The sequence below is a fragment of the Aliikangiella litoralis genome, assembly GCF_052495765.1.
Map to the genome: position 1 here is coordinate 296199 of NZ_CP199292.1, position 13898 is coordinate 310096.

Genomic DNA, 13898 nt, shown 5'->3' on the forward strand with positions numbered 1-13898 from the left:
TACAGCCTATATTAGTTGCTGTTTTATATACAATCTACTATTTTCATCCGATTAATCGGTTTTATACGTTATTTTGTGAGTTTTTTCTAATATTTAATAGTTTTACTAGAATAAAGTTACCTAATTAATGTTTTGTATGTTAATGTTTGTTTTGTATTCTGCTTTATTCTGGTTGCAAAATGAGTGCTGTTTTACATCGAAACTTGAAAGTCGCTTTGCCGACCGCTGTGAGTGGGGAAGGGGTATATCTAAAAGATCAAACAGATCAGCTTTATATCGATGCATCTGGTGGAGCAGGGGTTTCTTCGTTAGGCCATAGCAATGACAAAGTGATTCAAGCTATTCAATGGCAAATTGAACAGTTAGCTTGTGTGCATACTTCCTTTTTTACGAATGAACCTAGTGAAGCATTAGCGACTTACTTGATTAATAAAGCCCCTGAAGGTTTTGCTAGTGGAAAAGTCGCTTTTGTCGGTAGTGGTTCTGAAGCTATGGAGGTCGCAATTAAGCTAGCTAGACAATATCATGTTGAAAGAGGTGAATTACAAAGGGTTCACTTAATATCTCGTCATCAAAGCTATCATGGTAATACACTAGGGGCGTTAGCGGTTGGTGGTAATCCTATGCGCCGCGAAATTTATCAACCAATGTTAATGACAACTAGTCAAATTTCTCCTTGCTTTGCCTATCGTTTCCAACAAATTGATGAAACTGAAGAAGACTATGCCTTAAGAGCTGCCAATGAGCTAGAAGTGGAAATTAACCATTTAGGCAAAGATAAGGTGGCGGCATTTATTGCTGAGCCAGTTGTTGGTGCCACTATAGGTTGTGTCACTGCGGCAAAAGGTTACTTTTCGAGAATTCGTGAAATTTGCGATCACTATGGTGTTTTGTTTATTGCAGATGAAGTGATGTGTGGAATGGGACGTACTGGTAGTTTATTTGCAGTTCAACAGGAAAATTGTTGTCCAGATATTATTACTCTTGCAAAAGGACTTGGAGCTGGATATCAGCCAATAGCAGCAGTAATGGCCAGCGAAAGTGTTGTCTCTGCACTGTATGATGGCTCTGGTTTATTAGCAAATGGACATACCTATATGAGTCATCCTGTTGCTTGTGCAGGCGCATTAGCAGTATTAAAAGTTATTGAAGATGAGAATCTATTATCGAATGTTGTGCGTCAAGGACAGTATTTGAAAGATGAACTGATTAAACAATTATCTGGACACCCTTTTGTTGGAGATGTGAGAGGGCGAGGTTTATTTGTTGGCATTGAACTGGTGAAAGATAAACAGACAAAACAGCCTTTTGATAAACATTTTGATGTTGCTCAAATGTTCAAACAAATTGCATTTAACAATGGGTTAATTTGTTACCCAACTAGTGGAACCGCTGATGGCATTAATGGTGATCATATTTTATTAGCGCCTCCTTTTATTATTAAGGAAAAGCAGATTGATGAAATTATTTTTAAACTTAAAAAAAGCCTGAAAATTTGCTTTGAAAAATTGGTTAATTAATTGGTTAATAGAAGCTTGTCATTAATTAAGTGAGTTAGAGGAAAAAATGGGTCGTAAAACAATTTTAACTTGTGCTGTTACTGGCAACATCACTACTAGAGAGCACCATCCTAAGCTTCCTGTAACACCTAAAGAAATTGCCGATGCATCAGTAGAGGCTTGTAAAAGTGGAGCTGCTATTGTGCATATTCATGCAAGAGATGTCGAAACAACTAAAGGCTCAATGGATGTTGCGTTATATCAGGAAATTGTTGAGCGAATAAAAAGCTCTGATGTTGATCCTATTATTAATTTAACTACAGGCGAGGGGGGGCGTTTTATTCCAAGCGATAGTCAACCGCAAGTTGCAGCACCAGGTTCGACATTATGTCATCCGTTGTTACGAGTATCACATATTGAAAAATTAAAAACTGAATTATGTACATTAGATTTTAACACCATGATCTCCGGACAAGCTGCAGTAATTAATACTCCAGCCAATATCGCCCAAATGGCAAAAGTCATATATCGCGCTGGTGTAAAGCCAGAGCTTGAATTATTTGGGACTGGAGATTTGCATATGGCGCTCCACTTTATAGAACAAGGCATCATTCAATTACCCGCAATGTTTTCTTTTGTTTTAGGTGTTAAGTATGGTGCAATGGCAACACCTGAAACTTTATTTTTTCTTGCCTCTCAATTACCTAAAAACTGTATTTGGTCTGCGTTTGGTTTAGGTCGTCATGAATTTCCTATACTTGCGCAGGCCTGGTTGTTAGGTGGACATGTACGAGTTGGTCTGGAAGATAATGTTTATTTAAGTAAAGGTAAATTAGCTCGCGATAATGCCCAGCTAGTCGAAAAAGGAGTAACCATTGTGGAAAACCTGGGCGGGCATATTGTTTCTGCTGATGAAGCCAGAAAAATGCTAAACTTGTCGTAGTGAGCGAGTCTTAATGAGTTAAAAAGAAAACCTACCTTTTTATTTTTATTAGTATCATAATGATGTGAATCAAACTAAAATTACTTCTGAGATCCTGAATTAGCTCTAACTCAATGAATCGGTTTATCCAAAAACTATTTTTAAAAGTTATTGATTCGCCTAAAAGTATACTGGCGATAACCTTTTTATTGGTTGCTGTATTGGTAACAGGATTACCAAACCTTCAGATCAGTAACGATTTTCGAGTTTATTTAAGTCGTGATAATCCGCAGTTACAGGCTTTTGAAAAGTTTGAAGATGACTATGTTAAATCGAATAATGCAACACTCGTTGTTGCAGCTAAAAAAGGTGACTTGTTTACTGAGCGAGGTCTTCAATTAATCGAAAAGCTTACACAAGAAGCCTGGCAGGTCGATTATGCTTACCGGGTTTCATCATTAACTAATTATCTTTATACGCAAGCATATAATGATGAAATTGAAACCAATTATCTTGTAGAAGATGTTAATCATCTTTCTGAGAAAAAAATTCATCAAATTCGTGATATTGCAATTAATGAAAAGCGATTAATCAACAGTTTAATGACATCGGATGCTAAGTTGAGTTTAGTGGCTATTAATTTAAATTTGCCAGAGACGGTCGCTAATGCTTCGATTAAGGTAACAGAGCAGGTCGAGCTAATTAGAGATAAATATCGAACGCTTTACCCTGAATTTCAAATAGACAATGGCGGCTCTGTTGCTTTTAATACGACCCTTGCTAGGGCTGTAGCACATGATTTATCAACTTTGCTACCAATCAGCTATTTAATTATTTTTACTGGGTTATTTTTATTTTTAAGAAGCCTGGTCGGTACGATTGCAATATTTATTCTAATAACGACTTGTCTCATTTCAACTTTTGGGATTTTTGGCTGGGTTGCGCCAGTACTAACACCGATAGCAGGCTTTGCTCCAAGTATATTATTATCCATTATGGTTGCCGATAGTGTTCATATTTTAGTTAACTATTTGCACCAGTTAAATGAAGGCGTTGATAAAAAACAAGCCATACTTGCTAGTTTAGAATTAAATATGATGCCAGTACTCATTACTAGTCTGACTACCATGATTGGATTTTTGAGTTTAAATTTTAGTGCTTCTCCACCCTATCGAGATTTGGGTAACATGGTCGCAATTGGTGTATTTATTGCACTTGTTTTTAGTTTATTTTTACTTCCTGCATTAATGATGCTCTTACCTGAAGCAAGTAAAAAAAATAAAACACAGACCAATCTACTTTTGTCTTTTTCTAATTTTGTAATTAAGACGAAAAAAGTTTTACTTATTGCTGTCTCTGCAATAGTTATTATACTCACGTTGTTTATTTCTAATAATCGAGTAAGTGATAATTGGGCAAATTATTTTGATGATAGTTATGAATTAATCAGCTTGGTTAAACGAATTGATGGCTATTTAAGTGGCATTAATGCTCTGGAGTATTCTCTAGAGTCGACTCAACCAGGGGGAATATATAGTCCTCAATATTTAGAACAAATGGATCAGTTCGAACAGTGGTTTTTAAAACAACCGAAAGTGGTTACTGTGAGATCGTTTAGTTTACTGATGAAAGATCTTAATCAAGTTATGCATGGAGATGATGAAAGCTGGTATCGCATACCCGAATCATCAGAATTGGCTGCACAATATTTATTGTTTTACGAATTTGGTTTGCCTGAAGGTTTAGGATTGAACAACCTGGTAACGATTCATAAAAGTGCATCTCGGTTTACTGTTTCGATATCTGATTCAGGTTCAGATGAACTGTTAGCTCTCGATCGAAAAGCATTGCAATGGCTAAAAGACAATGCACCAGCAATTAAAGCTACGCCTGCAACAGGTTTAGGTGTTGTTTTTGCGCATATTGCCGAGCGTAATATAAAGAGTTTATTAGTCGGTACATTGATTGCTTTAATTGGTATATCTGTTGTATTAATGCTCATTTTAAAATCGTTTAAATATGGTGTAATCAGCTTAGTACCTAATATAATTCCTGCTGCAATGGCGTATGGTTTCTGGGGAGCAACTTTTGGCTATGTTGATATTTCCCTATCGATTGTAGCTTGTTCTACCTTAGGAATAGTTGTCGATGATACCGTTCATTTTTTACATAAATATATTCGTGCCAGACGTAATGGGTTAACTACTGAAAACTCAATTAGAGATTCTTTCAGTCGGGTAGGCAGAGCATTAATAACAACTTCAGTTGCATTAGCAGCTGGCTTTTTGATTTTAGCATTTTCTAACATGAACACTTCAGCCACAATTGGGATACTAATGGCTATTACATTAATATTTGCGCTTGTTGTTGATTTTTTATTATTACCCCCCTTGCTGCTTTATTTAGATAAAAATAATCAATGACTTAAAATAAAAACAGATCTTAATTTTGTGATCGAGTTCTAATAACTTAACACCTTATAAATAGCGTGTTTTCATCACAAAAAAACTCTGTTAAGATTCCAAACCATTCGTTAAGCATTAAAGACAAAATACCACCCCACATAAGGATAGTGCTCAGTCTAAAACCAATCGCTAACATTCATCATTGAAAACAAACATAAACATTTAAAAACTTAGCCAATAAAGCCACAACAGGAGACAGTGCATGGCCGATAAAAATATACCCGCAGGGAAATGGTTCCCCCTTAATACCACTTTTAATCTCAATCACAAAGGCCACGTCTGTGGACGAGAGATTTATTACGAAGAATCACAAGCAGAAGCGATTAAAGCCATTCAAAGAGGGTTAGCTAATAACTTTAATATGCAGTACATTATGCGGCAGCTCAACAGCCTAAAAGGCTACGGTTTTATGCAAAGCTTTTTTGGGCATAATGTGCAAAACCGCATTCTTCCAGTAGAAGGGGCCACCATTCACTATGATGTGGTGTATAGTAAAATCTTTATTAAACGGATTGAAGTGCAAAACAGGCATATTATTCAAGCACAACATGATGCGCCTTGCGGGGTTTATCGGGTTGAGAAAAAAGAAGACAACTGGAGAGTTGACGCGAGAGAAGATGACTCTACTGCCACTCAAAGCACTCGTTTAGATGCTCGCCGAAGTAAACACATTGCCGTGAATGGTTTTTGTGATGACATTACTGATGCGGCTCGTTTTTTACCAGACCTGATTAAACATGGCTATCAAAGTGAGCAGCCATTGGGCAATCAATATCATTTATTCTTTAATCCGGTCGATAGCAAAGCCCGTCGGCTACAAAAAGCTGGCTGGACGCAATTATCCGGCGTTAAAAAAGGCCGACAAGGTCAAGCACAAGCGGTGAGTAAACTGGTGCAGATATTACGAGAGCACCGAGAAACGCCACTTTGCTGGACTTTGCATGAAAGCGGCATTGATGTATTTAAACAAGCCTTAAAACAAGTGTTAAAAACTCAACCGACTAATTTACAAAATGCTTCAGATTTTAGTGCTCACACCGTTTTTTATGCCAACCCCATTCGTAGCTTACCCTTGGTTGATAATGTTAGAGAAAATGCGAATATGAAACTCTCCCAACAAAAAGCTTTAGTCAATGGCTTTAATGTGCGTCAACTGGCGGCCAGCACTGGCAGCTCTTTGAGTAAGGGCAATCTATTAACACCTGTCAGTACATTAACTGCAGTCGCAGCAGGAGGTATGACTTATTATAATGATATATTGGCATTACCTACTAAAGCCGTTGCCAAGATGAACCAATTAATCGCCCAGCCAGAAGCACTTTCCATTGCAGGTACTGCACTCGCCGTTGCCGGCACGATTATTGGTGCCAAACGCTGGGGGAGTGATATGATGGCAATTAAAAGAAACCAATCACGAGAAATTAATCGTTATAAAGTGACTACTATGGAAGAAGCGACTCGTCACGGTATTTTTATTAAACAAAACCATGCAGGTTAATAATGCCTTTTATTGCCACTAAAAAAAATCCGAGCGGACCTGATTTAGTTAATCTGGAACATCATGAAGTCAATTTATCAGGTACGACTATTCGTTTTGATGCGCCTTATCATAACCATTATTCTGCGCCTGAATTGAATTATAGAAAGACTCAGATAAATTTGTATGATAAAAGCAGACTTGCAGGTGTCAGTGGTCGTTCACTCAGCAAAATTCGAGCTGTTTATATTCGTGATAAATGGTGGGGTCACCGTAAGTCGCGCTTATTTGGTCGTTTTCCCAGTTTGGGTCGAACTCAGTTTTTTGTTTGTGCCATTCATTTTCCACAATTTAAGAATCTATTTCGACCGCGTCGCTTGGAAGCAAGTATCGAAGCTTATGTTTATGATGAGTGCTCTAATACTCGCTCGCCAAGTCGACGAGATTATGAACTGTTAAACCTTAACGGTGTCGACTGGGCACACTTTAAAGCGTATGAAGACAAAGATTTGGACCAAGTGGATTACTTTTATGCCACCCCAGTGACTGATGAGCATTTATTGATGGTATCGTTTCATAATACAGTGTATGAGGATAATACCAAAGTCCCTCAATTACACAGTGAATTAGCCGATTTAATTATGTCGAGTTTTCAAGTGGAGTTATCTGAGGATGCCAAGGCACAACAAGCCAAGGCGCAACAAAACTATCCTTACGAGAAGCTTTCACCGACTTTACCCCCTTGTTCATTTGAAATCCGTTTTGTTGAAACTGAGTTTGAATGTATGAAGCGTATTATTGGCGAACACCCTGAATATGATGATTTACCGGATGAAGAATTCCATCAGATATGCCAAGCCGATATAGCCGAGCAAGAAAAAAAACGTGGTGCTTTTAAGGAGAGTATTCGGCAGGGCATCATTGACAAGTTTAAACAGTTAGAAGTGGAAGATTATCAACGGTATATGGCGGGACAGAAAGCCACTGATTAATAATGCCTTTTATTGCCACTAAAAAAAATCCGAGCGGACCTGATTAACTCACTTGCAAAATTGCGTATTAAAATAAAGTTGTTTATTTTATGAAAAAAATATTAGATTACAGCATTAGATTATTCCAATTTATTTATAAGGAATTATTTCTCTTTTTGATGATATATAGCTAAATCACTATCAATTGTCACAATAAAAGCGTTATTTTTGCCGCTCTTTTTGTTGTCTGACTTGTCCATAGAGCGGCTATGCACTGCGCCAGACGCCTTAATAGTGACAAAAATCCCTGACTTTTCTCTATGCCAATTGATAGTGATTTAGCTATATGCTAATGGCTTTGCAATTTGGCGGTTTATCAAAACGTTAAATTTGGAAAAAGACTCTTTTATGATGTTTGTGTTTACCGACCATGCCAGGTATGTTCTTCTGGCATTTTCTGTAGTATGGTTTAGTTCATTGGTTATTATAATTAGTGCTTTGCTTGTTAGGGCTTTGAAAAATGAAAATTTTTTCAAACATCTAAAGCGGAAAGAGTAATAGATTATTTGAATGGAATATGGCCAATAGGAATATTAATAATAGCTTTTACTTTGAGAAGTTAAAGCAAAAAAACTAGCTTGGTAAATATCATTAAATAAGAGAAATGCATGTTGATTTTGGTGCTACCTTTTATTGTTAATAAAGAGAAAAATAGATGAGTAATTCAATAGCAAGTTATCAATCTGTGATTCATTTTTGGTTTGAAGAGATTGAATCTGGGTTTTGGTTTAAAAAAGATGAGTCTTTTGATCAAGAAATACGTACGCGCTTTTTACACACATATTATGCTGCAACAAGATGTGAGTTATTTACATGGCGTGAGTCTGCTGAAGGGCGTTTAGCTGAAATTATTGTACTTGATCAGTTTTCTCGTAATATGTTTAGAGATTCAGCGCAAGCCTTTCAGTTTGATGCGTTAGCTGTAGCACTTACTCAGGAGGCTGTTGCTGGTAAACACGACTTAGTACTGACTATTCAAAAAAGAAAGTTTTTATATATGCCTTTGATGCACTCAGAGTCACTGATAGTGCATGAACAAGCTGAAAAGCTGTTTTCCCAACCCGGTTTAGAAGATAGCTACGACTATGAGATTAAACATAAGAAAATTATCGAGCAGTTTGGTCGTTATCCGCATCGTAATAAAATACTGGGTAGGGAGTCATCGGATGAAGAGTTAGCTTTTTTAACACAACCTGACTCCTCTTTTTAGTATATAGCTAAATCACTATAAACCATGAGTGATATTAAAACTAAACCTACCAAAGCTTCTGTTAGTCGTTTCATTGATTCAGTTGAGCACAAAAAACGTCGGGAAGATGCCTTGGTTTTGCTTGATATTATGTCTGAATTAACAGGTGAAAAGCCTGTTCTTTGGGGGACTAGTATTATTGGTTTTGGTTGTTATCATTATCAATATGCTAGCGGCCGCTCTGGAGATTGGATGAAGGTTGGCTTTTCTCCTAGAAAAGCGAATATGAGCCTTTATATTATGAATGGCTTTTTGGATTATAAAGAGACGTTAAAATTATTAGGAAAACACAAAACTAGTAGATCTTGCTTATATTTCAATAAATTAGAGGATATTGATATAGAACAACTAAAGAAGATTATTCGCCACTCTTATCTATCTCATAAAAGTGGCGGGTGTTGTCAGTAGTAATCAACCCGTGGTTATATATGGGTAATTAATCTGGTATAAAAAGAGCCTACCTATTCCTGAAGAGAGTTTTGTTTAGTCAATTGGATCATCAGGTTCCCAGTCATCGACTTCTGCAATATCCATTTTTGAAGTACTTGAAGAGACTGATATTTTTCGACGGTTCATCTCATTGTATTTAAGCCATACTTTAGCAAGTTCGCTATATTGCTTATTTCCTGTAAGAATAGCGTCTTTAAGTTGGATATCTTCTTCACTAGGATTAGTCACTTCATTTTTTAATAAAGCGATAATAAATTGGCCATTTTCTTCTAATAATTGGCTTTGTTTAAGTGTAAAGTCTCCTGAGCGTGAAAAGCCATAGGGAAATTTGGTGTTATCAGAAAACCGCTTTTGGGTCCAGAAATCTCTATCATACATGTTATAACTCCAATCAATATAAAGTCTGAATGTCGATACTAAAGGCTCAGTAAAAGCTCTCAATTTATTGATTGCTTTGAAAGTTGAATATTAGCTTGAAAATATCGAATGGAAAGCAAATAAGTTTTATCGAGACAATAAATAAAATTTATTGAAATCAAAGGCAGTTGTATTCATTGAAAATAAATTTTAGCCATTAATATCTTTTATCTAAAGGAGTAAAACATTTTGTTAGCTAACGTAAAATATTGGTGCTAAATTCTGACGCTCTAGAAACTGACAATACTTACTTTAGGTATCAATGAAATGAAAAAATTAATATCGCTATTTGTTATTACTATGACTATGTTTAACGCTATCGCTGATAGTGATAAACCAGTAGCGCCTGCAGAAGTAATTGAAGAAATTAAGATAGAATGTGAGGCTTATGCTAAAGATGATCAGGTAAAGCCTGAAGATCAAAAAAGCTATGTATTAATTTGTGTCAATGAAGAATTAGAAGCTAGAGGGTATCAGTCGATAGAAAGTTTAGATAACTAATTGTTTTGAATATTAATATTATAGTATTTGTACTATTAAAGTATTAATCATTTCTCTTTAAAATTAAACCAATCAAACTGCCAGAATTTTCTCTGGTAGTTTGAGTTAATAGCCCGTAGAATAATCGAAAATACCAAAGGGCTATTTTCTTCGTGCTTAATGTTGACATTAATTTACTCAGAACATTCTTAGAAATTGAAAAAACACGCCATTTTGGCCGCGCAGCTGAAAATCTATATTTAACTCAGGCAGCAATTAGTGCTCGAATTAAGCTGCTTGAGGATACTTTAGGTATTCCTTTATTTGAAAGATATCGAAATAATATACAGCTAACAAAGCAGGGTGCAAGGCTTTTACCTTATGCAACAGAAATGGTTGAGCTTTGGATAAGGACTACTCAAGATGTTAGAGTTCCTCAAGATTATCAGGATTTAACAATAGCCGCCCCAGAATCAGTCTGGAATACGCGATTAAGTGTATTACCTAATTTATTTTTTGAGAATTACCCTAAATTACAACTCATCGTTCAATCTATTGATAGTAATATTATTGCAAGGCGTGTAATGGATAGAACAACCGATATTGGTTTTATGTACGACCAGCCTAAAATAGATGAGTTAGTTGTTAATAAAGTATTCAGCATTGAATTAGCTTTTTATTCTAATCAATTGGTAACTGGCGTTTCTCAAATCAGTGAAAAAAACTTGGTTACTATTGATTTAGGGATTTCATTTAAACAAATTCAATCTAAACTTTTGCCTCATGTTTCAAGTCCCATCTTTCAAGCGGCTAACTGGCAAATGGGAATTGATTATATCACGCAATTTGGTGGTGTAATGTTACTGCCTTCTACTTTAGTTAAAGATAACGACAAGATCTTTCGGTTGTGTGATTCGCCTATTTTAAATCGTGATGTATTTATGTGTTATACCAAAGAATTCATCAAAAATGAAAAACAGTTATCCTATGTTGATTTTTTGAAAAAATTAATGGTTAACCAGTTAGAGTATTAATTATTTTGAAGTGGAAACAGCAATTCAATTTAATTGGGTTTTAAGTCATTGAAAATAAAAATGATTCTATTAATTATTTTGAATGTCCTTATCCAGAGTTGAGGTTAATTAACAAAGAGATCATGTTTTTTCAACTTTTTGAACATAGGAACAAATTCAATTTCTATAGTGTCATTGAGTTGATAATTAATTGATGTTTTGGCTGTAAATCCGTGATGTTCGTAGAGTGGTTTTCCTGGTAGCGTTGACATTAACTCTAGCCCCTTAAATCCTGCTTTAATTGCTTGTTTTTCACAATGTTGCATAATTAAAGATCCTATACCTTTTCGTGCGTATTTTGGTGCGACAAAAAAAGCGCGAATTTTTGCGTAATCATATTGAGGATTTAATTTTTCTGGGTTTCTATTGGGTTCCTGATTATTTCCAAACAGTGTTTTTCTGAAACTCCATCCTCCAGCACCAATTAAGTGATTTTGTGTTTCAACAATATAGTAAGTCTTATCAGTAATTAGTTGAGTGTCAACTCCCCAGGCTGTTTTTAGCGCGATGTCTATTTGTTCTTGTGTATAGTCATTAACGGCTAATTGATTGACGGAATGATTAATTAATAACTCAATAGCTTGTTTATCTGAAAGTGTTGCTATACGAATATTGAAATTCATTATTTTGATTTTTTAGGCGTTAAATTAAATATTGCTTTAAAACGTGCTTTAGAATGTCTTTCTAAATAGTAAGTTAATTCTGTTTTTGTTTGATTAAAACTTAATGTCCATACATTGGTTTTTGCTTCTGGCATCATTTGATAAGTTTCTTTATCAGCAATAAAACTCTGAGCTAGTTCTGTTCCTTGATTATTACTATAGCCACCATACATAGTTATTTTATCTGGAGTTCCATCTGGGTGTCTGTGATCATGTTTTAGAAGTAGTCCTTTGGATGTTTTAGCAATCACCCAGGTTCTAGATTTATCATTACCCACTTGTAAAGGAATTTTAAGTGTGTTTTTTTCGCAATGTGAAATATGTATAGTGAGTTTTTTTCCAAAAAATTGGCTTTGAGTTGTATCTGGAAAAACGGTTTTTCCATTATAAGATTGGCCACATAATTGAGTTAAGTGTTCAAAAAAAATACTTTGAGTGTTATCTGCGAGAACAGGTTGAGAGATTAATAAAGAGAGTATTAAAATTATATTTTTTATCATTTATTGCTTCCTTAAAGTTATTTCTGCAATTAGAGGTAGGTGATCAGAACCCACATTAGGACCTGTATAAATATTAGTGACAGAAAAATGATTTGATAAAAGAATATGATCAATTGGAATGCCAAAGTTTGAAAATATTGCTGGCCATGTTGCTAAAATTCCAAAACCTTTTCTTGCGTTATACATTGCGTTATTAGATTCAAAAATATGATAATTATTTGACCACATTGTCATATTCAAATCACCTACTAAAATTAAAGGTTCATTAATTGGCAAAAGAGCTTTAACCATTTCTTCTGCTTGTTGATTTCTGAGTTGATAATATTGTTTTCCACCTGGAGGTAAAAGGTGTGAGCTGACAATTTTAATTGGTTGTTTATTCAAATGTAAGTGAGTTATTAAGCTCGGAACTCCGGCATTTCCCCAGTTGATTTGTTGAGTGTTTGTTAGTGGCTCTTTACTTAAAATAGCAATACCAAAATTATCCAAGCGTGGAATAATAAATTGGTAAGGATAATTTTCTGTTAGTTGTTTTAATTGTTCTTGCCACTTATCATTGACTTCTTGAGCAATAAAAATATCTGGAGATTCTTGCTTAATTAATTCAACTAATTTTGAATAGTCGCTATTAGTGCTAAGCAAGTTTAAAAACATTAACTTCAATGTTTTAGAGTTGTGCGTCTCTGTACTTGATTGAGGTAAATATAATCCAATAATAAAGTAGGCATTAATACAAACACAAAGCCCTAAAGCAATCATTGCTAGCTTTTTTCTGGCATAGACAAAAATGGGGAAAAAGATAATAGAGGCAATCAAATATTGCAACTTGAAGTGAACGGTCAGTTCTAAAAACCAATGAAAAGAAGGAAATAAACTGATTAAGCTTAATATCACTGTTAAAATAGAGAATAACTCAATGACGCCAATTAAGGGAAAACTTCTGGTTTCTCGCATTACTGATGTAGCCCAAATATTATCTTTTTTGAATGTGAGAGTCCATTATACTAATGCTTGCTTTTTGTACAACAACTTTGTGTGAAATCTATGCGACATGCTCTGGTAGAGAGCATGTCTTGAATGCATCTCTGCTTAAATCGTTAAAAAGCATATTGTTATAGAATAATAAATCTATACAGTTTGTTTTTTCTAATTGAGTTATCTGGTTATGTTGGTGATTTTTAAATTCGATTAACATAAAGATAAGCAAATATAAACGAGATTGGATGATGGGAGTTGTTAGAGTTAGTGATGATAAATCTTTATTAGAATTAGAGGTTATCTATCAATATTTAAATACTGAAAGCTATTGGGCAAAAGGTATTTCAAAAGAATTGGTAGCTCAGTCTATCAAAAATTCTTTAGCGATAGGAGCATATGCTGATGGGCGTCAAGTTGGCTTTTGTCGAGTGATTAGCGATTTTTCAACATTTGCTAACTTAGTTGATGTATTTGTATTAGAGGATTTTCGAGGGCAGGGAATATCTAAAAAAATGATGGAGTGTGTGATGACGCACCCAAAACTACAAGGATTGAGGCGTTTTATGTTGGCGACTTTTGATGCACATGAGTTATACGCACGATATGGGTTTACTGCTTTAGATCGACCTGAAATTATGATGCAACGCTATTTTCCTCAGATTTATCAGTCGGTCACCCTGATAAACAATGAATGA

Annotated in this window: 14 protein-coding genes; 10 read left to right on the forward strand and 4 right to left on the reverse strand. The window is 35.2% G+C overall.

The features are described from left to right. The first annotated feature begins 179 nt into the window (after positions 1 to 179). From ACT5E3_RS01290 to ACT5E3_RS01320, 7 genes are all read left to right on the forward strand, one after another. On the forward strand, positions 180 to 1520 hold the full coding sequence (locus tag ACT5E3_RS01290; RefSeq protein WP_444996517.1) for an aspartate aminotransferase family protein: 1341 nt from the start codon (positions 180 to 182) through the stop codon (positions 1518 to 1520). 46 nt (positions 1521 to 1566) lie between these two features. Further along, a complete protein-coding gene (locus tag ACT5E3_RS01295; RefSeq protein WP_444996518.1) occupies positions 1567 to 2442 on the forward strand; it encodes a 3-keto-5-aminohexanoate cleavage protein in 876 nt (291 codons plus the stop codon). Positions 2443 to 2555: 113 nt separating this feature from the next. After that, positions 2556 to 4844 carry an efflux RND transporter permease subunit gene (locus ACT5E3_RS01300; protein WP_444996519.1) on the forward strand — a complete coding sequence of 763 codons (2289 nt, stop codon included), beginning with the start codon at positions 2556 to 2558 and terminating at the stop codon, positions 4842 to 4844. Between the two features lie 244 nt (positions 4845 to 5088). Further along, positions 5089 to 6384, forward strand: coding sequence for a hypothetical protein (locus tag ACT5E3_RS01305; RefSeq protein ID WP_444996520.1), 1296 nt, complete (start codon positions 5089 to 5091; stop codon positions 6382 to 6384). Between the two features lie 2 nt (positions 6385 to 6386). Next, positions 6387 to 7355 carry a hypothetical protein gene (locus ACT5E3_RS01310; RefSeq protein WP_444996521.1) on the forward strand — a complete coding sequence of 323 codons (969 nt, stop codon included), beginning with the start codon at positions 6387 to 6389 and terminating at the stop codon, positions 7353 to 7355. Positions 7356 to 8049: 694 nt separating this feature from the next. After that, positions 8050 to 8604, forward strand: a complete 555-nt coding sequence (locus tag ACT5E3_RS01315; RefSeq protein ID WP_444996522.1) for a DUF924 family protein — start codon at positions 8050 to 8052, stop codon at positions 8602 to 8604. Between the two features lie 24 nt (positions 8605 to 8628). Beyond that, positions 8629 to 9051, forward strand: coding sequence for a DUF1801 domain-containing protein (locus ACT5E3_RS01320; RefSeq protein WP_444996523.1), 423 nt, complete (start codon positions 8629 to 8631; stop codon positions 9049 to 9051). 75 nt (positions 9052 to 9126) lie between these two features. On the opposite strand, the gene maoP is transcribed toward ACT5E3_RS01320, so the two are convergent. After that, on the reverse strand, positions 9127 to 9471 hold the full coding sequence (gene maoP, locus ACT5E3_RS01325; protein ID WP_444996524.1) for a DUF413 domain-containing protein: 345 nt from the start codon (positions 9469 to 9471) through the stop codon (positions 9127 to 9129). 306 nt (positions 9472 to 9777) lie between these two features. Between maoP and ACT5E3_RS01330 the strand changes: the two genes are divergently transcribed. Together ACT5E3_RS01330 and ACT5E3_RS01335 are read left to right on the forward strand one after the other, a co-directional pair. Further along, the gene (locus ACT5E3_RS01330) at positions 9778 to 10011 is read left to right on the forward strand and encodes a hypothetical protein (RefSeq protein ID WP_444996525.1); all 234 of its coding nucleotides are present in this window, start codon (positions 9778 to 9780) and stop codon (positions 10009 to 10011) included. 152 nt (positions 10012 to 10163) lie between these two features. Further along, entirely contained in the window at positions 10164 to 11024 is an 861-nt protein-coding gene (locus tag ACT5E3_RS01335) for a LysR family transcriptional regulator (protein ID WP_444996526.1), read from the forward strand. Positions 11025 to 11128: 104 nt separating this feature from the next. Here the strand turns inward: ACT5E3_RS01335 and ACT5E3_RS01340 are convergent, their stop codons facing one another. From ACT5E3_RS01340 to ACT5E3_RS01350, 3 genes are read right to left on the reverse strand one after another with little or no spacing between them, the layout of a single operon-like run. Beyond that, positions 11129 to 11686: a GNAT family N-acetyltransferase gene (locus ACT5E3_RS01340; RefSeq protein WP_444996527.1), complete on the reverse strand. Its 558-nt coding sequence runs from the start codon at positions 11684 to 11686 to the stop codon at positions 11129 to 11131. Continuing rightward, positions 11686 to 12225 carry a hypothetical protein gene (locus ACT5E3_RS01345; protein WP_444996528.1) on the reverse strand — a complete coding sequence of 180 codons (540 nt, stop codon included), beginning with the start codon at positions 12223 to 12225 and terminating at the stop codon, positions 11686 to 11688. Before ACT5E3_RS01345 ends, ACT5E3_RS01340 begins: the two co-directional genes overlap by 1 nt. Next, a complete protein-coding gene (locus tag ACT5E3_RS01350) occupies positions 12226 to 13179 on the reverse strand; it encodes an endonuclease/exonuclease/phosphatase family protein (protein ID WP_444996529.1) in 954 nt (317 codons plus the stop codon). Between the two features lie 269 nt (positions 13180 to 13448). Here ACT5E3_RS01350 and ACT5E3_RS01355 point away from each other — a divergent pair, with 269 nt between their 5' ends. Next, positions 13449 to 13898, forward strand: a complete 450-nt coding sequence (locus ACT5E3_RS01355; RefSeq protein ID WP_444996530.1) for a GNAT family N-acetyltransferase — start codon at positions 13449 to 13451, stop codon at positions 13896 to 13898.